The organism is Pirellulales bacterium (assembly GCA_035656635.1).
GTDB lineage: Bacteria > Planctomycetota > Planctomycetia > Pirellulales > JADZDJ01 > DATJYL01.
In genome coordinates, this window is sequence record DASRSD010000155.1 from 1 (window position 1) to 20,944 (window position 20,944).

The 20,944-nt window shown below is 56.6% G+C and carries 19 protein-coding genes; 4 read left to right on the forward strand and 15 right to left on the reverse strand.

Features of this window, described 5'->3' with window-relative positions; translation table 11 throughout:
* Nucleotides 1-356: 356 nt before the first annotated feature.
* A complete protein-coding gene (locus VFE46_15600) occupies nt 357-2,807 on the reverse strand; it encodes a cytochrome c biogenesis protein CcdA (protein ID HZZ29422.1) in 2,451 nt (816 codons plus the stop codon).
* A 284-nt stretch (nt 2,808-3,091) separates the two neighbouring features.
* A complete protein-coding gene (locus VFE46_15605; protein HZZ29423.1) occupies nt 3,092-4,081 on the reverse strand; it encodes a phosphotransferase in 990 nt (329 codons plus the stop codon).
* Nucleotides 4,082-4,498: 417 nt separating this feature from the next.
* Between VFE46_15605 and VFE46_15610 the strand changes: the two genes are divergently transcribed.
* The 3 genes from VFE46_15610 to VFE46_15620 all read left to right on the forward strand — a co-directional run bounded on the left by VFE46_15610 (nt 4,499) and on the right by VFE46_15620 (nt 8,311).
* Nucleotides 4,499-7,336 carry a zinc-dependent metalloprotease gene (locus VFE46_15610; GenBank protein HZZ29424.1) on the forward strand — a complete coding sequence of 946 codons (2,838 nt, stop codon included), beginning with the start codon at nt 4,499-4,501 and terminating at the stop codon, nt 7,334-7,336.
* A 173-nt stretch (nt 7,337-7,509) separates the two neighbouring features.
* Nucleotides 7,510-7,857 carry a P-II family nitrogen regulator gene (locus VFE46_15615; GenBank protein HZZ29425.1) on the forward strand — a complete coding sequence of 116 codons (348 nt, stop codon included), beginning with the start codon at nt 7,510-7,512 and terminating at the stop codon, nt 7,855-7,857.
* Between the two features lie 82 nt (nt 7,858-7,939).
* A complete protein-coding gene (locus VFE46_15620; protein ID HZZ29426.1) occupies nt 7,940-8,311 on the forward strand; it encodes a hypothetical protein in 372 nt (123 codons plus the stop codon).
* 7 nt (nt 8,312-8,318) lie between these two features.
* Here VFE46_15620 and VFE46_15625 read toward each other — a convergent pair whose 3' ends face one another.
* The 12 genes from VFE46_15625 to VFE46_15680 all read right to left on the reverse strand — a co-directional run bounded on the left by VFE46_15625 (nt 8,319) and on the right by VFE46_15680 (nt 18,734).
* Complete coding sequence (locus VFE46_15625) at nt 8,319-9,584, reverse strand: hypothetical protein (GenBank protein HZZ29427.1); 1,266 nt, start codon at nt 9,582-9,584, stop codon at nt 8,319-8,321.
* A gap of 128 nt (nt 9,585-9,712) precedes the next feature.
* On the reverse strand, nt 9,713-9,898 hold the full coding sequence (gene yacG, locus VFE46_15630) for a DNA gyrase inhibitor YacG (GenBank protein HZZ29428.1): 186 nt from the start codon (nt 9,896-9,898) through the stop codon (nt 9,713-9,715).
* Nucleotides 9,899-9,937: 39 nt separating this feature from the next.
* Nucleotides 9,938-10,189, reverse strand: coding sequence for a hypothetical protein (locus VFE46_15635; GenBank protein HZZ29429.1), 252 nt, complete (start codon nt 10,187-10,189; stop codon nt 9,938-9,940).
* A 196-nt stretch (nt 10,190-10,385) separates the two neighbouring features.
* Nucleotides 10,386-10,754: a zinc ribbon domain-containing protein gene (locus VFE46_15640; protein HZZ29430.1), complete on the reverse strand. Its 369-nt coding sequence runs from the start codon at nt 10,752-10,754 to the stop codon at nt 10,386-10,388.
* A 107-nt stretch (nt 10,755-10,861) separates the two neighbouring features.
* Nucleotides 10,862-11,431, reverse strand: coding sequence for a nucleotide exchange factor GrpE (gene grpE, locus VFE46_15645; protein ID HZZ29431.1), 570 nt, complete (start codon nt 11,429-11,431; stop codon nt 10,862-10,864).
* On the reverse strand, nt 11,424-12,581 hold the full coding sequence (dnaJ, locus tag VFE46_15650; protein HZZ29432.1) for a molecular chaperone DnaJ: 1,158 nt from the start codon (nt 12,579-12,581) through the stop codon (nt 11,424-11,426). The genes grpE and dnaJ overlap by 8 nt, the downstream gene beginning before the upstream one ends.
* A 229-nt stretch (nt 12,582-12,810) precedes the next feature.
* Nucleotides 12,811-14,433, reverse strand: coding sequence for a chaperonin GroEL (groL, locus tag VFE46_15655; protein HZZ29433.1), 1,623 nt, complete (start codon nt 14,431-14,433; stop codon nt 12,811-12,813).
* An 86-nt stretch (nt 14,434-14,519) separates the two neighbouring features.
* Entirely contained in the window at nt 14,520-14,819 is a 300-nt protein-coding gene (gene groES / locus VFE46_15660; GenBank protein HZZ29434.1) for a co-chaperone GroES, read from the reverse strand.
* Nucleotides 14,820-14,940: 121 nt separating this feature from the next.
* Nucleotides 14,941-16,623 carry a chaperonin GroEL gene (groL, locus tag VFE46_15665; GenBank protein ID HZZ29435.1) on the reverse strand — a complete coding sequence of 561 codons (1,683 nt, stop codon included), beginning with the start codon at nt 16,621-16,623 and terminating at the stop codon, nt 14,941-14,943.
* Between the two features lie 354 nt (nt 16,624-16,977).
* Nucleotides 16,978-18,036, reverse strand: coding sequence for a M42 family metallopeptidase (locus VFE46_15670; protein HZZ29436.1), 1,059 nt, complete (start codon nt 18,034-18,036; stop codon nt 16,978-16,980).
* 6 nt (nt 18,037-18,042) lie between these two features.
* Nucleotides 18,043-18,447, reverse strand: coding sequence for an HNH endonuclease signature motif containing protein (locus VFE46_15675; GenBank protein HZZ29437.1), 405 nt, complete (start codon nt 18,445-18,447; stop codon nt 18,043-18,045).
* 5 nt (nt 18,448-18,452) lie between these two features.
* Nucleotides 18,453-18,734 (reverse strand): hypothetical protein, encoded by a 282-nt coding sequence (locus tag VFE46_15680; GenBank protein HZZ29438.1) that lies wholly within the window; start codon nt 18,732-18,734, stop codon nt 18,453-18,455.
* A 642-nt stretch (nt 18,735-19,376) separates the two neighbouring features.
* Here VFE46_15680 and VFE46_15685 point away from each other — a divergent pair.
* Entirely contained in the window at nt 19,377-20,675 is a 1,299-nt protein-coding gene (locus VFE46_15685; GenBank protein ID HZZ29439.1) for a homoserine dehydrogenase, read from the forward strand.
* Nucleotide 20,676: 1 nt separating this feature from the next.
* Here VFE46_15685 and VFE46_15690 read toward each other — a convergent pair.
* Nucleotides 20,677-20,944, reverse strand: a 268-nt coding sequence (locus VFE46_15690) for a hypothetical protein (protein HZZ29440.1), incomplete at its 5' end; no start/stop codon positions are given.

Sequence of the window (20,944 nt, forward strand, 5' to 3'; positions counted from 1 at the left end):
CCGTATCACAGGCGGCAAGTACGTCTCGACGAAACTCCCTCGAATACGGTGCCACAGCAACCTCCTTGTTCAAGTTGCTGCGTAGCTTAACTAATTTGCCGGCATGGCGCTAGAGCTAGATGAAGAGCGCTCTAGGAGCGCAGCTGACCACAGCAGTAACAATAAGGTGAAAAAGTGACGGTGCATCACAAGCCAGCCTCGCTTTGCTCCGCGTGGTGGACCATCTTCATCATAATGGTGTTTCGACGCGGTGCAAAACAAGAAAGTTCCCCGCGGACACAGGCTTGGTCCTCAAGCGGGTGGACGCCAAAAGAAAGAATCACGCACCTTGTCAAAGATGCCAATTGGATATTGCGCTACTGCATCGCCGTTTGTTTGCCGGCGACGGCCTGTTGCGATGGGCCGGCCTGCTTCAAAGCCTCGAGCAACTGGCTTTGCGTGATCAGATCGTGCAGCACAATGGGCTTTTCGGGCTGGTCGGCGGGAAAAATGGCGAGCACCGGAATGGAATTCCAGTTGAGCGCAGCCAGCGTGTCTTTAATCTCCTGCGATTCGTGCGTCCAATCGGCCAAAAGCGGAACCACATTATTGGCTTGAATCACTTTTAGCACATCTTGCGTGTCGATGGCGGTTTTCAAATTCAGCTTGCAAGTGAGGCACCAATCGGCAGTGAAATCGACCAGCACCGTTTTTCCTTCGCCGCGATATTTCCCCAACGACTCGACCGAAAACGGCTGCCAAGGCAATACCGGGGCATGAGGCAAAAGCACTGCAAACGCCGCATAACCCAGCACGCCGGCAGTAATCGCTCCTTGTGCCCAGCTTTTCAGTTTTGGGCCCAACTCCGCCGTCAATGGCACGCGGCCAATCCACCAGCAGGCCGCCCACAAGGCCACCAGCAGGCCGAACGTGGGCACGACATAATCGCGATCCAAAAACGTGAACAAAAATACCACCGTGCCCAACAGGACAAAGCCCATGATGTGCTTGAACGTATCCATCCAAGCGCCGGGCCTGGGTAAAAAACGAATCAGCCGTGGGAACCCGCCGATCACCAAATACGGCGCGGCCATGCCCAACCCAATCGAAGCGAAGATGGCGTAAATCACTCCCGGCGGTTGTCGCAGGGTAAAACCGAAAACGGGGCCCAGCAGCGGACCACTGCAAGGAGTGGCCAAGATCGTAGAGACCACGCCTTTGGCAAACGCACCGGCTGCGCCTTCGTGAGTGGCTGCTTCCGCCGCTTTGCCGGAGCCGACAAAGCCGGGAATGGGAATTTCCCACACACCGAGGAAACTTAACGCCATGACAAACACGACGCAGCTCATCACGATGTTGAATGCCGTCGAGCTGAATTGCTGGCCCCACGACAATTTGAAGCCACAAGCCAAAGTCGCCAACACCATGAACACGGTCAGCAAGCCCAGCGTGTACCACACGTTAAGCATGAACACCCGGCTGCGATGCTGGTGGCTTTGCTCCACGAACGTAAGCAACTTCAGCCCAATCACGGGCAGCACGCAGGGCATCAGGTTCAAAATGATGCCGCCGAAAAATGCAGACAGCAGCACTGCGGCGAGCGATTTGGATTCCATGGGCTCGGCGGCAATCGGGGCTTTCTCTGACAGGGCACTATTGGGCTCCGGCGTCGCGGAACTGGATGTCCCGGCAGCCGGCTTGGGCGCTGCTGCGCCGTTTTGATTCACTGCTTGTTCGGCCAGCTTGGCGGCCTGATCATATTGAGCTTCGCGGAACAGCATCGGAATTCCGCCCGCCGCACCATTGCCAGTAGCGCCGGTTACTGCCGCTCCGCCAACGGTAATGTGCCCATCGAACCAGGCGGCCTTAGGGCCATCGCAAGAACTATCGCTGCACGTTTGATAACCAACGATGCCGGCAATGGGGTAATCGCCAGGCTTGGTGTTGGCCGGGATTTCCAGGTCGATGGTCCACGAAACCGGCTTTTCGTAATACTCAACTTTGCTCGACCGGGTGACCGTGCTAGATGTCTGAACCGGCGCTGCGCTAGCCCGAGGGGAGCGAAAGCGGAACTGCGACGAATTGGTGAGCACAATGAGCGTGGGCTTGGAAACATCGACCGGGTCCTTTTCCGCCAGCGCGTAAATGTGCCAACCGGCCGAGGGCTCCGCGGTGATGGTCAGGTGCACGATACTATCGGGCTTGGCAGCGGCCGGTTCGACAACGCCGCTGAGCGTGACATGCGAAAAAGAGGGCTTGTAGCGTGCTACACCGGCAGGCGGAGCTGCGTCAGTGGTATTCCCGGCAGCTGCTGCCTGATTTGCCACCGCCGCGGCCTCCTTGGCCGACGCCAAATGGGCCACAAATTTGTAATCGGTCGGGGGCAAGCACTCTTTGGCGCACACTTGGGCGTGAACTGCTCCGGCGATTTCGAGCTTGGCCGGATTTACGCCGGCGACAATTTCCAGCGGCGCGCTCCAAGTGACTTGGCCGGTGTGTTCCTCGACCGCTAACCCGGGCCAAATATCTTCATAGTGATGAACTTCGGCTGCGGCTTTCGGCTGGAATTCGCCCAGCAGTTTGTAATCGCCAGATGCCGTAAGTTTGATTTGCGATTTATTGGGGCCGCCGGGAGCCTGTGTCAGCGAGTAAGTATGCCAACCGGGGGCGAGATTCGCCGTGACAAACAGCATGGCCGGCTTGCCGGCTTCAGCGGGCGTAAAAAATGCCGAGGCTTTCAGTTTTTCGCCCAGGCTGGCGCCGCTCGAGGCGCCGACGCCTAAATCAAACGAGCCCACTTGCGCTTCGGCGTGGATTGCAAAAAACAATGCAATTACTGCAACGAAGCCAACCGGAAGCCAACGCAGAAGTGTGCTTTTCGCCATCTTGTGCCAGGATGCGGAAACGGGAATATGCATGGAAACTTGCTCAACGCTACGGCAAACATTTCCGGAATATGATACACGCTGCGGGCGACTCATCCGACGTCAATCGTCGCATAACTGGATTTTGGGTGGCTGGGTCGAACGAAGTGAGCCCCCAGTGGTTTTGCATTCCGGGGGCTCGGCGGCCTCGACCCCGGCCACCCAATGTCTCATCCGACATCAATAAATCATACAATAACTGTATTTTTTGGCGAGATTCGATCCGCCAAAGAAACCAGGCGGCCAAGAATGGCGTCGAACCGCGCCAGTAGACCAGGGCGATTTTCAAATTGCCGGCCGTCGACGAAAACCCATTGCAGCCAATTGATTCCAGACAGCAACACGCCGCTTTCGTCGTACAGCGGGATCAATTTTTGTTCCGATTCGGTTAGCGGCTGCAGCCGTTGGTATGCCGCCAATCCGATTTCCCACAATGCCTGCTCGCATCCGGCAAAGCTCCCCAGCAGGCGCGCGACGTCGCCGGCAATGTTGTCCGGCTGCATGGCGCCGAAATCGACAATTCCTGTAACCCGGTTCCCCTCAAACAACACGTGTCGCCGGTGAATATCGCGAATGCACGGCACAATGCGCACCTGCCACTGGGCTGCCCGCCGCAGCGATTCAAGGGTATGAGGCGCGGTCACGCAAAATAATTTCACAAAGGGCTCGGCACGTTCTGCCAGTTCCGGCCAAGCGTGCGGCTGTGTAGCGATTGCAGTGGTCAACCGCTTTAGGGCCGCCGACTGCAATTCGTTCAATCGGATCAGTCGTTTTGCTATGCCTGGCGCCGGGCTCTCGGATGCAAAATTACTCCGATCAACCGCCACCGCTGCGTGAAATTGAGCCAAGACCGCCAGCGCCGCCTCCAATTTTGCAGGCGCTACTTTTTGAGCGGCCAAATCATCATCGGCCACGCCAGGCAGCCACGGTTCCAATTGCCACAAATACCCATCGAAGCTGACAAACGTTTGGCCAGATTCGGTTCGAACCGGGCAGGGGGCCAGGGGAAATCCATTTTTGAATGCTTCGGCGAGAACATTGTGAATCCACTGCAAATGTGTGGCAGTGGGATGTTCCGGCGGCCAGCGGCGAAGGCACACGGCACCCCGTTGAGCCGAAAATTGCCAAATTCGTGAACCGCTAAACCCGCCAGCAATGGTCTGGTTAGGGAGCTTCATTGGCTGGCAATCGGACGGGTAAGCTGCGAGGATTGGAGACAGGTCGTAGCGATTATCGAGCATAGTCAGCCTGTTTTCTGGCCTAGTTTAATGCGCGGTCTGCTTGGGGTGTTCGCTGGGTTAAATATAATGGAAGTAGACACGCCAATCGTCCAAACCCGCTCCGTGGCACAATCGCCTGTGTATCAAAATGGTCCAGCGCCGCGATTCCGGCGAGTCGCCGCATCCCAACTTTGAAAATTGCGTACAAGAACTAGCTTGTTTCCAGCTTCGTAATACACATAAAATGGATTAGATATAACGGTGTCGCCATTCTCGGCGACGAATTTCCAGAATCTCAGCCTTGCAGTGCTTGTCGTCTCGATTCGTTGCCGGAACCCCCTTCGCCAATTGTCTCTTTGCCCGAGGAACTGACCGATGCCCATACTCCGCCGCGGTGTGCGTATTTTATTGTTCGGTGTGGCCGTGACTTTTGCCACCGCTTGGTTAAACACGGCCGCCCACGCCGCTGAACAAAAAACCGAGGGGGAAAAGCCGGCCGCAAAATCTGGCCCCAAGTCGGATGCCAAAGATGCCGTTAGTGCCTCCGATGCCGAAGACGAAAGCGGCTCTTCTTCCGCCTCCAAGCACTCCGATTCCGGCAGCGGTTCGACGGCGAAAAAGCCTAAGTATCCGCCCTATGCCGATTTCTTCAAAGAAGCCGACGATCCCATCCCTGGCTTAATTAAGCTGCGGAAAAAAGGGGGCTCGCTGTATGCCGAGCTTTCTCCTAGCCAACTGAACCGCGACTTCATCGTGGTGATTTCCATCGCGCGGGGCATTGGCCGTGGCATGTTGCTGGCCGGCATGAGTTGGAATTTTGGCGACGACTGGATTTGGCAATTCCGCAAAGTGGACGATTACATTCAAGTGGTTCGCCGGAACGTGCGCTTCACGGCCGCCAAAGGAAGCCCGGAAGAGCGGGCCGTGCAACTGGCTTATACGGACAGCATTTTATTCAGCTTGCCAATTGTCACGACCAGTCCCTCGGGCAGTTACGTCATTGATTTGAACCAGGTGTTCATGACCGACTTGCCGGAAATTTCGCAAATGCTGCCCGGCTTTTCGTTTTCCTCGCAACGTTCCACTTGGGCCACGAACAAAGGCTTTGCCGATAATGACGAGCTGGAAGTTGCCGCCACGTATGCCTCCAGCGGGATGACCGAAATCGATTCGGTTTCCGACACGCGCGGCGCCACCATCAACGTGCACTATTCGGTTAGTTACTTGCCGCAAAATGGCTACCGGCCGCGGCTGGCCGACGACCGGCTTGGTTATTTCCTGAGCGTCATTAAGGATTACTCGCAAAAAGGGGACGAGGAGCATTTCGTCCGCTACATTAACCGCTGGGATTTAAGCAAGGCCGATTCCGGCGCCGATTTATCGCAACCGAAAAAGCCAATTGTGTTCTGGCTGGAAAAAACCATTCCGTACAAATATCGCAACCCGGTGCGCGAAGGCATTTTGGAATGGAACAAGGCGTTTGCCAAGGCGGGCTTTGAAGACGCCATTGAAGTGCGCCAGCAGCCCGACAATGCTGATTGGGATCCGGAAGACATCAACTACAACACGTTCCGCTGGATTACTTCCAGCGCCAAGTTTGCCATGGGGCCGTCGCGCGTGAATCCGACGAACGGCCAAATTTTGAACGCCAGCATTATTTTTGACGCCGACTTTTTGCAGTACTGGAGCACCGAGTACGAAACTTTCACGCCCGCCAGCATTGCCGCCATGACCGGCGGCCCGTTGGATTTGAAATCGTACGAGGAGCAAGTGCATCGGCAAAATGCAGACCGCAGCTTTTTCCCCGCCTGCGATCTGGCCAACGGACGCGCCTTAGATTTCGCTTTGGGCAGTGCGGTCATCATGGCCAAGGCCGACAGTGACGACAAAGGCAAATCCAGCGCCGAGGAAGAACGCATGATTATGCAAGGCCTGAAGGAAGTCACCATGCACGAAGTGGGGCACACCTTGGGCTTGCGGCACAACTTTAAGGCCAGCGCCTACCACACGCTTGAGGAAATCAACGATCCGGAAAAAATGAAGGGGAAAGCCCTGGTGGCCTCGGTCATGGATTACACGCCTTCCAACATTGTTCCCAAGGGGAAAACGCAAGGCGATTATTTCTCCACCACGATTGGTCCTTACGACATGTGGGCCATTGAATTTGGTTACACGCCGGAGGGAGATAAAAAATCGCTCGATAAAATTGCTTCCCGCAGCGGCGAGCCGGCCCTGCAATACGCCACCGATGAAGATACTCGCGGCATCGATAGCGATCCGCTGGTCAACCGTTACGATTTGGGAAGCGACAACATTGACTACGCCAAGCAACGGGCGGAACTCATTTCCACCCTCTGGCCGAAAATTGTCGATCGCGTGGTGAAAGATGGCGAGGGCTACGAAAAAGCCCGCGAAGCGTTTGGCGTGCTCCTGTCGCAATACGGCCGGGCCATGTACTTTGCCTCGCGTTATGTCGGCGGTGTATACGTCAACCGCAGCCACAAAGGCGATAAAGATGCTGCTGTGCCTTACGTCGTCGTCGATCCCAAAAAGCAGCGCGAAGCGTTGGATATGGTCGCGCAGGAAGTGTTCAACGACAAGCCGTTCCAATTCCCGCCCGATTTGTACAACCACTTGTCGGCTTCCCGCTGGGACCATTGGGGCGCCGAAGTGCCGCTGCGCAACGATTACCCCGTGCACGAAGTCATATCGCTGTGGCAGGGGCGCATTCTGGATCAATTGTTGTCGTCCCTCACGCTCGACCGGTTGCACGATAGCGAGCTGAAAATTCCGGCCGATCAAGAGGCGTTCACCGCGCCCGACCTGCTGGACGGCTTGACGAAGGCAATTTTCTCCGAGCTCGATACGCTCCAAGGGGGCGATTTCACTAATCGCAAGCCGGCTATCAGCAGTTTGCGCCGCAATTTGCAGCGGCAATACCTCACCCGGTTGTCGAACCTGGCCATGGGCAACACCTCGTCGCCGGCCGATTGCCAAACCGTGGCGTTTGCGGAGTTGAAAGCGCTCCAGGATCGCATGAACAAGCTGCTGGCCAGCAATGTCAAGCTGGACGATTACAGCCGCGACCACTTGACCGAAAGCTCGGCCCGCATCGGCAAAGTGCTAGATGCCCATTTGCAATTGCGGATGCCCGGCAGCGGCGGCGGCATTTTTGAGCTTCGCTATGGCGAAGGGCAAGATCACACGCCGTAATCCGCGCGCTTCCCGTTGTTTGGCTCCTCAAGCCCGGAGATTAAAAATTCTCCGGGCTTTTTTGTTGTTCGTCGGCGGCATTGTTGCCTAGCCTGCGCTGGGTTATCCTGTCGTGTGTTCCGCCGCCGCTGATCTTACGCGCCCAAGCTGCCTGTCTCCGCGAAACGGTTCCGATGAAGCTCATCCTTGCCATTATTCAGCCCACCAAGCTCGAAGCCGTGCGGCAAGCGCTCGATAAAATTGAAGTCACGCGCATGACCGTTGGCGATGCCCAAGGTTATGCCCGGCAGCGCGGCCGCACCGAAATGTATCGCGGCCACGAATATAAAACCCAGCTGCTCCGCAAAATTACGCTGGAAATTATGGTCAACGACGATTTCCTGGATCGCACGGTCGAAGCCTTAATGGCCGTTGCCCGCACGGGGCCGGGAGGGGAAATCGGCGATGGAAAAATCTTCGTGCTGCCGGCGCTGGAAGCTGTTTCCATTGCCGGCTCCGTTCGCGGCCAGGAAGCGGTATAGCATTGCCGTCGGGTTCGATTGTCTGTGTGAACGCGGAGCCGGGCTGTCCCCACCCCGTGTCCCCGGTTTGAGATCATCTGCCATGTCCATTGCCTTTCTCACTAGCGATTTGGTATTTCCGTCCCGTGTTGCCGGCGTGGCCCAGCAGTTGGGCTGGCAAATGTTCACAGCAGCGACCGCCGACGCGCTATTGGAAAAAATGACCACCGAGGCGGCGGTCGTCGTCATCTTGGACCTTAACACTCCACAGGTCGATCCGGCCACTCTCGTGCCGTGCTTGAAAGCTCTGCCGATTCCGCCCCGCGCAATAATTGCGTTCGGTCCCCACGTGCACGAAGCAAAATTGGCCGCCGCCCAAGCAGCCGGCTGCAATTTTGTGCTTACTCGCGGCCAGTTCGATGCGCAAATGCAAAGTTTGCTAGCGCAAATACGGTCCTCCAGCGAGCAACCCTAGCCAACGCTTAAGCGGGCGCACCTCCCACTTGCGGCGGTCCGCCCGGCTCGTTGGCTAAGGCGGGCAGGCTGTGGAGCTCCGCTTCTTCTTCTACGGCTACTTCATCCAGTTCGGTGGCATCGACGGCTTGCCGCAGCAAGAAATAAATGAACGTGGCGGCACACCAGAAATAGCTGAACAAGTACGCCACGGCCAAATACTTCACCACGCGCACCCAAAACCCAATGGCGTGGCTGCCCATCTCCAACATGCCGGTAGGCTCCGGCGGGGGAGGAACGGTCATCGCCGGAATCGCGCCAGGCAGTTCGAACGGAGGCGGAGCCTCTGCAATCTGCCGGATTTGTTGAATGCGTTCGCCGCCGCTGCCCCAACTCGCCGCCCAATAACTGTACTCGATCACCCCTTTGGCGAAGATCAACACCACTACCCAGGCCAGCATTCCTAAAATGCCCGCCACGGCAGCGTAAAACAAATAGTGCACCGGCCGCTGATAGGTATAGGAATACGACCGGCTCAGGGCGTCAAAGCTGTCGGTTCCTTCCGCGCTTACCGTGGGCCACATGAGCGGCCAACCGAACAGCAAGCCAACCAGCAAGATGGCTAAGAATAACCCGCACAGCAGCACGACCGGCCAAATGATTCCCACCACCAGCACGCCGATCGATGCCTTAAGCAGCAGGCACAAAATGGCAATGGGAATTACGGCGATTAAAACCCCAAGCAAGGGAAAAATCGGCCCTCCGAAATAGGCCGGCCATTTTTTAACACCCCACAGCAACAGCCGGCGAAAGCTCAATCGATCTTCCCGCGCGAACCACACCGCCGCTCCGCGCGAAATTGCGCCGCCAAACAGCGCCCACACTAACAGCGCCCAAATACCGCACAACAGCAAATAGGTGAACGAGGCAACCGTTACGTCCCATTCAAACAATTGAGCAAAAGGATATCGCAGCTCCTTCCACGGGAATTGGGCGCTGCTATTGGCAGGATCAAGCACGCTAATGCTGACTGGCGGAAGTTGAATTCGAGAAGGCATTTCCGGCAGCTCTCGAAACGTATTGATTGCCGTTCGAGCTTCGACCAAGCTTTGGTCTTCCGTGCCCGAAAAAATTGTCCCCATCAATGCCCAGCCGGCGTTCGTCGCCGCCAGGCCAATGGCAGCCAAAATCAACATGCGGGGGGCGAATGCCAACCGGACAGCTCGAACTAACCCCAGCCAAGGAAAAATTTCCATCCAAGAAATTTGGCGAATCCGAGTTTGCTCCTCCGCCATGCTAAGTTCCTTCCAGAGAAGATGGAGAAAGTGGGTTGACGAGCATTATACGAACCGAGCCGCAATACGCAATAACGGCTGGCTGGAGAGCGTTAGCGGAAAGGCGTGACTATCTGTCCCGTGATGGATTATTCTTCATCGGCGGGCGGACGGGCGTTTTCGTCATCTTCCGGCCGCTCGATGGGCAGTGCATAACGCTCGTCAAGCCAGCGGCCCAGGTCAATTCGCTTACAGCGATCGCTGCAAAACGGCAACGCGGTCGATCGCTCTGGGTCGAATTCCTGATTGCAAATTGGACAGCGAATAAAAAGCATGGCAGCCGGTGAAAGTAAAATACGCGGCGGCAAAATCGCCTAATCTCCGCCTTTTTCATCCTCGACAAGCTTGTCGGGATCTTCCGCCTCAATTCTATACTCAATGGACGGCTTGGCGACCAGCCGGCCCAATTCCTGTAGTGCGTTGCTCAGGCCCGATCTGGCCTGGCGATGATTTTGATCGCCGAACATGATTTCCCCCATCGACCTTTTGCGCAGCGACACCAAGAGCCACACAGGAAGACCCACGAACATCAACAGCACAACCGCGGCTGAGAAGATGAGTTGCATGGCTCGCACGCTTTGTAGACTCCGGCCGCTAAATCCGGTCGACGCCTAATTTGAATTAAAGACGAATGGATGCCCGGGGTCGAGGCCGCCGAGCCCCCGGAATGCAATCCGCTGGGGGCTCACCGACCATCCGCCTTTGGCGGACGGTGCCCGCGACCCCAGCCACCCGACGGCCGCGCGATCTGAATCCACGCAATTACGATTTACGCTTGCCGGTTGATTTCTTGCTTTCAGATTTGCTGTTGGACGAATCGGCAGCAGTTTTCGTATCGGTTTTTGTTTCCGACTTTGTTTCTGATTTGCTTTCCGACTTGCCCTCGCCTTTGCCTTCGCCGGCTGTGGGCGTGGGCTTATCTGCCTCGGCCCGTTTTTTGTAGGAGTCGCTGCGGTAATCGGTCTGATAAAAGCCGGAGCCCTTGAACATGATGGCGGCGCCGGTGCCGATCAAGCGGCGCAGCTTCTTCTTGCCGCACTTAGGACACTTGCGCAGGCGCGAAGCCGTGATCGATTGAAATTCCTCGAACTCGTGATGGCAAGCGTCGCAGACGTAATCGTAGGTGGGCATGCGGGTAGGGGTCAGGATTCAGAGTTCAGGATTCAGAAGTTAGAGTCAACGCTCAAGCTTACTGCCGGCTGCCATCCGCCTACCGCGTACTGCATACCGCCCGCCGCCTACTCTTTCTTGGACACAATGACTTGTGCCGGCCGCACCACGCGGTCGTACAAATGGTAACCGGTTTGCACCACGTCCAGAACTGTATTCTCCGGTTTATCCGGCTTGGCCTGTTGCATGACGGCATTATGCTGCGCCGGATCAAACGCTTCGCCGACGGCTTCAATGGTCTTGCAATGGTGCTGCTCCAACAGTCCTTCCAATTGCTGGCGGACCATTTTGAAGCCGGACAATAGCGCCGCCGGGTCGGCTTTTTTTTCCGCGGCGTCGACCGCCCGATGAATGTTGTCCAGCACCGGCAGCAAATCGCGCAGCAGATTGATTTCGGCGTAGCGGCGCTCGTCGTCCAATTCCCGCCGGGCGCGCTTGCGGTAGTTATCTAATTCGGCCTGAGCGCGGAGCATTTTATCGCGCGCTTCGGACAAATCGGCGCGAACCACGTCCATTTCCTGGTCCGAGGTGAGCTCGGGCACGGCGTCGTCACCGGTTGCACTTTGATCGACGTCTTCGGCCGCGGCGCGCTGCCTGGCGTTTTGTGCGGCATGGGTGTCTGGGTCTGGCTTAGCCACGTTTTTTCTCCGTCCGTTCTGTTTCCGCCGGTGGAACAAAATAATCTTTCAATTTTTCCATGAAGGACTTGCGATGCGGACTGACATTGGTTTTTTCCTCGGTCGCCAAATCGCGGAGCAGCTTTTCCTGCCTCACCGAAAGTGATTTTGGCACTTCCAACTGAATGACCACGAGCAAATCACCTTTGCTGCCGCCGCGCGGATCGGGCATGCCCCGACGCCGCATTTTCACCACTTGCCCAGGCTGCGTGCCCGCGGCAATTTCGAAATCTTCCGGCCCTTCCAGCGTGGGCACTTTTATTTTAGCCCCCAGCGTTGCTTGAGCATAACTAATGGGCACACGGCAAATCAAATCTTGCCCATCACGCTCGAACAATGGGTGCGGCTTCAAATTAATGACGCAGAAGCAATCTCCCGGCGGCCCGCCGTTGGGGCTGGGTTCTCCTTCGCCCGCCAAGCGCACGCGCATGTGATGATCGACGCCGCCGGGAATTTTCACTTCGCGAAAGATATGCTTCACCGTGAAGGCCGCCCCGTGACACTTGGGGCAGGGGTCTTTGATGAGTTGCCCCGCCCCCTGACAGGCCGGGCACGTGGTTTGGACGCGGAAAATTCCGCTGGCCTGCACCACCTGGCCACGCCCGCCGCAGTAACGGCATTGCTCCGGCTTGGTGCCGGGCTTTGATCCGGTGCCGCGGCATTCGATGCACGGCTCGTGCCGGTCGAATTCGATGGTTTTCGTAACGCCGCGGGCGGCTTCAAATAAATCGATGGTTAACTCACAAGCGACATCGTCCCCTTTGCGTGGCCGCCGGCCGCCGCCGCGCCGCGCACCAAACAAATCGCCAAAAATGCCGCCGCCGAAAATATCGCCGAAGGCCTCGAAAATATCGTTGACGTCGGTAAAGTGGTGCACGCCGCCTTCCACGCCGGCATGGCCGTACTGATCGTAGCGCGAGCGCTTGTCATCGTCGGAAAGCACTTCAAATGCTTCCGCCGATTCTTTGAACTTGACGACCGCCTCTTCGTTGTTGGGGTTGCGATCGGGATGATATTGCAGCGCCAGCTTGCGATAGGCGTCGGCAATTTCCTTTTGCGCGGCGGTTCGCCCAACCCCCAGCACCTCGTAATAATCGCGCTTATTTGCCATCGTTGCCATGGCGGTGATGAAATCGAACAGTTGCCAATCAGTCTCGAAAATTGTACGTCATTTTGTGCCAGCGGTGAGCGCCGTTTTCCAGGCCACAGCACCGTGAAGCAAGCGGGCCGCCTCGATTGCTTGCGAAGCGGCCCGAACTCGACTTCAGCATTCGATATATTCGCGTAACCGGCGCCGTTTCTGGCTCGCTGCAAGCCGCCTACTGCCTGCTGCCAGCCGCTTACCGAATGACGCCTTCCGGGGCGCGTTGCTTTTTATCGTCGTCTTCCAAATTCGTGACCAGGGCTTCGGTTGTCAGCATCAATCCGGCAATGCTGGCCGCATTCGCCAAAGCGGAGCGAACCACCTTCAGCGGGTCAATAATGCCGGCCTTCACCATGTCGACATATTCTTGTCGGTTGGCGTCGTAGCCGGTGTTCGTCGGCTTTTCGCCAACTTCGTCGACCACCACCGAGCCATCAATGCCGCAGTTATCGGCAATTTGCCGCATGGGAGCCGCAATGGCGTGCAACACAATGTCGATGCCAATCTTTTCGTCTCCCTTGGCCGAGCCGCGAATTTTCTCCACGGCATCATGGCAGCGCAGCAGTGCCACGCCGCCGCCGGGCAAAATGCCTTCCTCCACAGCCGCCCGAGTGGCGTGCAAGGCATCTTCCACGCGGGCTTTTTTCTGCTTCATTTCGGCTTCGGTGCCGGCGCCGACGGAAATAATTGCCACGCCGCCGGTCAGCTTGGCCAGGCGTTCCTGATACTTTTCCTTGTCGTAATCGCTTTCCGTGTTTTCAACTTGATTGCGAATTTGCTGAATGCGGTTTTGAATATCGGCCCGCTTGCCGGCTCCTTCGACAATGGTGGTGTTGTTCTTGTCGACGGTAATTTTCTTGGCCCGGCCCAGCTGATTCAGCTCCAGGCTTTCCAGCTTAAGGCCTAAATCTTCGCTAATTAATGTGCCGGCCGTCACAATGGCAATATCTTGCAGCATGGCCTTGCGGCGATCGCCGAAGCCCGGCGCCTTTACCGCGCACACATTCAGCACGCCGCGCAACCGATTCACCACCAGGGCCGTAAGCGCTTCGCCATCGACATCCTCGGCGATAATCAATAGCGGCTTGCTCGATTGCGCCACCTTTTCCAAAATCGGCACGAGCTCGCGCAGGTTGCTGATTTTCTTTTCGTGAATCAAAATCAGCGCGTCTTCCAGGAAGCAATCCATTTCGGTCGGGCGAGTGATGAAGTACGGCGAAATGAAGCCCTTGTCGAATTGCATGCCGTCCACAAATTTCACCGTGGTTTCCATGCTCTTGCCTTCTTCCACGGTAATCACGCCATCTTTGCCCACTTTTTCCAGCGCGTCGGCCAGCAAATTGCCAATTTCCTTATCGCTATTGGCGCTGATGGCGCCGACCTGAGTAATTTCCGCCTTGCCTGAAACCGGCTTGGCCATCGATTTCAAATGCTCCACGGCGGCATCGGTCGCCTTATCAATGCCGCGGCGCACCGCCATGGGGTTGCTGCCGGCGGCAATTACTCTGCAGCCTTCTTTGAAAATTGCGCGGGCCAAAACCGTGGCGGTGGTGGTGCCGTCGCCGGCCACGTCGGAAGTTTTGCTGGCCACTTCGTTCACCAGTTTGGCGCCCATGTTTTCGAAGCGGTCTTCCAAATCGACTTCCTTGCTCACCGTCACGCCGTCTTTGGTGACGGTCGGGCCGCCGAACGATTTCGAAATGATTACGTTGCGCCCCGTCGGACCCATGGTTACGGCCACGGCATCGGCAAGCTTTTCCACGCCCTTGAGCATTTTCGCCCGGGCCTGATCTTCAAACAGCAATTGTTTAGCAGCCACGTTTGGTTTCCTGATTTCTAAATTTCGATGTCAAATGATTTGTGTACTGTTGTCTTCCTACTTGCCTGCGGCCGTCCGCCCGCCAGCTAATTCAGCACTTTGGCCAAAATATCGGTCTCGCGAAGAATTTTCACGTCGTCCCCTTCCAGCTCGATGTCGGTGCCGGAGTACTTTCCGTAAATCACTTCATCGCCAATCGAAACCGAAAGCGTGCCGCGATGGCCGTTTTCCAGGAGCTTGCCCGGGCCAATCGACACCACTTTGCCGCGCTGCGGTTTTTCCTTGGCGGTATCTGGTAGCACAATGCCGCCGGCGGTGCGCTCCTCAGCTTCAACCGGCTTTACCACCACGCGATCATCCAGCGGACGAAGTTTAGTTTTGGCCATAATTTGGTTTCCTTTAATTGCGAATTGAATTGAAATTGATGGTTATTGAATTCTGAATCAAAGTCGCCGTGGCCGGCGACGCTAAACAGCTTGCTGCCCACTGCCAGCCGCAGCTTTTGCTTTACATCATGCCACCCATCCCTCCCATGCCTCCGCCCATTCCGCCCATGCCTCCCATACCGTGATCATGGTCGTGGCCATGGCCGCCGGCTTCTTCTTCATCCTTGGGCAGGTCGGTCACCACGGCCGAGGTGGTCAACAACAAACTGGCCACGCTGGCGGCGTTTTGCAGAGCGATGCGCACCACTTTGGCCGGATCGATAATGCCGCGGGCAACCAGGTCGGTGTACTCATCCTTGTCAGCATCGTAACCATCGTTCTTGCCCTTCATTTGCCGCACGCGATTGACCACCACCGCGCCGTCGACGCCCGCGTTATCGGCGATGCAGCGCAGCGGCCAGTCGAGTACATTCTTCACAATTTGCGCGCCCAGGGCTTCGTCCCCTTTCAGGCCGTGCTTGTCGAGCGCCTTTTCGCAGCGGAGCAACGCCACGCCGCCGCCGGGCACAATGCCTTCTTCCAGTGCCGCCTTGGTCGCAGCCTGGGCGTCTTCCAGCAAAAACTTGCGTTCCTTCATTTCGGTTTCGGTCGCGGCCCCGCAGTGAATTTGGGCCACGCCGCCGGCAAGCTTGGCCAGGCGCTCCTGAAGCTTTTCGCGATCGTAATCGCTATCGGTCACTTCGATTTCGTGCCGAATTTGCTCCACGCGCCCGTCGATGGCGTCTTTCTTTCCGGCGCCGTCGACAATGGTGGTGTTTTCGCTGTCAATAATCACCTTTTTCGTCCGGCCCAAATCGGTCAGCTTGACCGAATCGAGCTGAATGCCCAGGTCTTTGAAAATAGCCTGGCCGCCGGTTAGGGTGGCAATGTCGCCCAGCATGGCTTTGCGGCGGTCGCCGTAGCCGGGAGCTTTTACGGCACACACGCTTAGAATGCCGCGGAGCTTATTCACGACCAGCGTGGCCAGCGCTTCTCCCTCCACATCTTCGGCGATAATCAGCAGCGGCTTGTTGGCCTTGCTGATCGCTTCCAACAGGGGGACCAAATTTTTGGCGCTACTAATTTTTTCCTCGTAAACCAGCACGTAGCAATTTTCCAATTCGACTACTTGCTCGTCGGCGTTGGTGACAAAGTGAGGAGACAAATAACCGCGATCAAACTGCATGCCTTCCACCACGTCGACCGTGGTTTCGCTTTGCTTGCCTTCATCGACAGTAATGACGCCATCTTTGCCAACTTTCATGAAGGCGTCGGAAAGAACTTTGCCAATCGACGGATCGTTGTTTCCGGCAATGGTGGCAATTTGCTCAATTTCCTTCCGATTCTTTTCGTCAATGGGAGAGGCCATTTTCTTAATGGCTTCAAACACGATTTCCGTGCCCTTGGAAATTCCGCGCGACAGGGCCATCGGATCGGCGCCTGCTGCAATCATGCGCAAGCCTTCCTTATAAATGGCTTCGGCCAGCACCGTGGCCGTGGTGGTGCCGTCGCCGGCAACGTCGTTAGTTTTGCTGGCGGCTTCTTTGACTAATTTGGCGCCCAGATTTTCATACGGATCATCCAGCTCAATATCTTCCGCCACGGTCACGCCGTCTTTGGTAATTTTGGGAGAGCCCCAGCCCTTGTCGAGCACGGCGTTCCGCCCGCGAGGCCCCAACGTGCTGCGCACCGCCTTGGCCAGTTTGTTTACCCCGGCTGCCAGCGGCAAACGTGCCTCGTCGTCAAACAACATTTGTTTTGCCACAGCGAAAATCCTCCTGGTTATTGATGTTTTGGTCTGGCGTCTTGTTTCTAGGTGTCGATATGCCCAGGTTCCTGCCCACGCAGCAAACCAGGAACTTAGGCATTTAGGCACCGGCTGTGCCTACACTCCGACCCCATTTGGCAGACGGAGTCTGAAACGGCCCCTGGAAAAGCAACCGTCGTGCCATGCCGGGCCCAATTGCCGCAAGGCATTGTTTGGCAGGAAGTTGCGAAAAACGATTCCGCAACCAAGCGGCAATCGAGTACTGCCGCTTACAGGCAGCCGTGCCAATCTGACAGGCCTCGCGCTTCCCCGCCACTCTCTTGACCACTGCCCCACCGTCCACTGCTCCGCTCACGGCGTGAAATCTTCGATGCCGGTCAGTCCGGCTGCAAAGTTCGCCAACAGGTCGGCCGCGTGGTCAATGTCTTCCAGCGAAATCGTTTCCACGGCGCTGTGCATGTAGCGGTTCGGAATACTTACCAGGCCGGCCGCTACGCCGGCCCTGGAAATTTGGATGGTGTTGGCGTCGGTTCCGGTGGCCCGTCCGCTGGCGGCCAGTTGATAGGGAATTTCACTGGCCTTGGCAGCCTGCACCAACCGCTCCACCACGCGCGGATTCATGTTCGGCCCGCGATAAATCACCGGCCCTTTGCCCAGGGCCACGTCTCCTTCCTGTTTTTTTTCCACCGTCGGGCAATCGGTGGCGTGCGTTACGTCGACGGCAATTCCCACTTGCGGATTAATGCCGTAGGCGCTGGTTTGGGCGCCGCGCAAACCGATTTCTTCTTGCACGGTGGAGACGGCAAACAGCGCACAATGGAGCTTTTTCTGGCTGGCCCGCCGCAGGGCTTCCAGGCACACCCACAGGCCGGTTTTGTCGTCCATGGCCGGGGCGTTGGCACAGTGGTTGCGCATTTCCTGATAGCCCAATTGCAGCGTGACCGGATCGCCGATCGAAACCAACCCCTCGACTTCGGCCTTATCTTTTGCGCCAATGTCCAGCCACATGTCTTTCAGCTTGACGACTTGCTTCCGCTCCTCCTCGGTCAGCAAGTGAATGGCTTTTCGGGAAATCACTCCGGCAATCGGCCCGCCGGCAGCCCACACGGTCATCCGCTGGCCGACCAACTGCTGCGGATCCCACCCGCCAATGGTGTTCACATATAAAAAGCCCTCGCTGTCGATGTGCTGCACCAGCATGCCAATTTGATCGCAATGCCCGGCCAGCATTACCCGCAATGGGGCGTCCGGGTTTTTCACCGCAATCACATTGCCGTGCAAATCGGTGGTTACCCTGTCGGCAAAATCGCCGACATACTGGCGAACCACATCCTGCACCGGCCGCTCATAACCCGAAGGGCTGGGCGTTTCCAGGATTTTTTTGAAGAAATCGAGAGCGGCAGTGTCCATAGTTATTTATTGGAAATCAAAAGTTCCTTCGATTGACAGCACCTCACGCAGCCAAAGCAAGTCGGGCTGATTCATCTCCAGCAACCGAATTGTAGTTCGGCCAATTGCAGTCTTACCAAGCACCAACGTGCCGTTCCATTGAAAATGTTCCGACCACACATCCAACCGCGGATGGAACAGACGAATCAATTCTCCGCTAACCGGATCAACGCTGGCAATATCGCTTCCTTTAGCCAGGTTGCAGTAGACGCACGAAAGCGCCAAATTATCCTCGTTCGACGCGCCTTGGTGTTTCCGGGCGATAATGTGATCGATTTCAAATCCAAATGTTGCTTGAGCCGCAGGAAAATGACAGTATTCACAGCGGTTGCCAGCGCGCTCCCACACGAGCCGTTTGAGAGCCTCGCGCATCTCAATTATTCCTGGCCACTCGTTTTTCGCGTCGCCATCCGGGCTTTCGATCGAACAATGTCCAACAATACGGACACGTTGCGGTAACTTTCCAGCGTCCGTTTCTCGCTGGCGGTCAGTTCGTCGTTCTGATTTTTCACAAGCAACTCATGCACTCGCTGTCGATCTTCTTTGGGAATTTCGATCCGCAGAATAGCTTCGGCCAACTCAGTCGGCCATTCGGAATGGTCCGACCGAACAATGCGGTTCAGAATATCCCATTCGGTGATCGGTTCGGCAATCGACATAAAATAGGTCGCCTTTCAACCCAATTCTATCACGGAACCAAGCATCCGGACAACACAAACCGCTATAACATCCATTGTTACTGCACCAGCCGCTCATAACCCGAAGGGCTGGGCGTTTCCAGAATTTTTTTGAAAAAATCGAGGGCTGCGGTTTCCATTTTAAACCTATCAGTCACATTGCGTCAAAAGTCGTTAGGAAATCGCCGTACGCGCCAAGATAGATTCGACCACTCCGAACGTCAGTTGTTGCAAATCCAAACTGCGCAGACGCCTCGTCAAATACGATCTGATAACCGCCCTGCGTATCCGGGCGTTCCTCCAATACAATCCATAAGGTTACTCGTTTCGTTGCGTCTGAAGCTCCACAAGTCTGAAATTCCGCAAGGTAGGGCTCGACCAAACATCTCTTAAATTCACAGCCATGTGCATTCGTACGTTGCCAGTCCGAACCAATTTTGTGCTCTATAATTCGCAGAACGTCCGATGGTGTCACTATACACCTTTGATTTGCCCGCTTGACCGTGTTGCGAGCCGCATTCTAGCATGGCGTGTTCTATCCTTTCTATGGCGGCTTGAATTGCTAATCGCTAGTCGCTAATTGCTCTGCTCCTGCTAACCGCTAGTTGCTAATCGCTAATCACCATGGACCAAATCAAAGTTGCCATTGTCGGCATGGGCACTGTCGGCACCGGCGTGGCTCGGCTGCTGGTCGAGCATGGCGAACGGGCTGCGCGTCACTCCGGCCGGCAGCTTGTGCTGGAATCGGTCGTGGTGCGCGATGAAGAAAAACCTCGCGATTTGCACTTGCCCTCCGGCGTGCTGTCGAGCGATTTGCAGGCCATTACCCACAATCCGGAAATTAAGGTCGTCGCGCATTTGGTGGGCGGGCTGGAGCCGGCGCGGCAAATTATGCTGGAGCTGCTGGAAAACGGCAAAGACGTGGTCACCGCCAACAAAGCCCTCTTGGCCGAACATGGGCCGGAATTGTTCGATCGGGCCCGCGCACTGGATTTGTGCATTGCGTTCGAAGCGGCCGTGGCCGGCGGCATTCCCATCATCGCCAACATCAGCCAGTGCTTGTCGGCCAATCAAATTCAATCGCTCCGCGGCATTCTCAACGGCACCAGCAATTTCATCCTCACGCAAATGGAAGAGCAGGGGGCAGATTATTCCGCCGCCGTGAAAGAAGCGCAGCGGCTAGGTTATGCCGAGGCCGATCCAACGCTGGATGTCGACGGCTCCGACGCCACGCAAAAGCTGGCCATTTTAGCCCACTTGGCGTTTGGCGCCCGTGTGAATTGGCGCGATATTCCGCGCCGCGGCATCGACGGGCTGGATGCCGCCGATTTGCGATACGCCAAGGAATTGGGCTATCGAATCAAATTGGTGGCGATGGCCCAATTGGCCGCCGGGGGAGTGAATTTGCAGGTTTCCCCCACGCTAGTGAAAATCGGCGCGCCGCTGGCCGAAGTTCGCGGAGCGTTCAACGCCATTAGCGTGGTGGGCGATGCCGTGGGCCCGCTAATGTTTCACGGTCAAGGCGCCGGCCAAATGCCCACCGCTTCGGCCGTGGTGGCCGACATGATCGACATGGTCGTGGGCCGCGCTCAAATTACGTTCCGCAATTTAGAGCTGTGGACCGATCAGGCTTCCGCCGCGCGGCCGCTGGATCCGGCGAAATCGATGGGCAAGTTTTATCTACGCTTTATGGCGGCCGATCAGCCGGGCGTGCTGGCCGAGATTGCCGGCGTGCTGGGCAAGAACAAAATTTCCATCGCTTCCGTCATTCAGCACGACGACAAACGGACCGAAGACGGCTTCCTGCCGCTGGTGATTATGACCCATTCCGCCGCCGAAGGGGACGTGCTTTCGGCCATTGAAACGATTGACAAGCTTCGCACTACGAAGCCCTTCAGCGTGCGTTTGCGCGTGCAGGAATAATTTATTCTATAAAGCCGCGATCGTCGGTCGCGCTCCCGAGCTTAGCCCGGTCGGCCACGGCGGGGGTAAGGATGCCTGCGACCGCGGCCGCTCCAAATTGCCTTACATTAAGCTGACCCACTTCCGCTAAAAATTTACGTGACAAATCCCCCTGAGGTTTGGTAGAATTCGGGCGGATAGGGATGATCGTGGGGTACAGAGAATTTCGTGGGTCGATCGAATCTGCCGCATCGTAATGCCGGTTTCCGGCAGGAGGCAACCATGCGGAA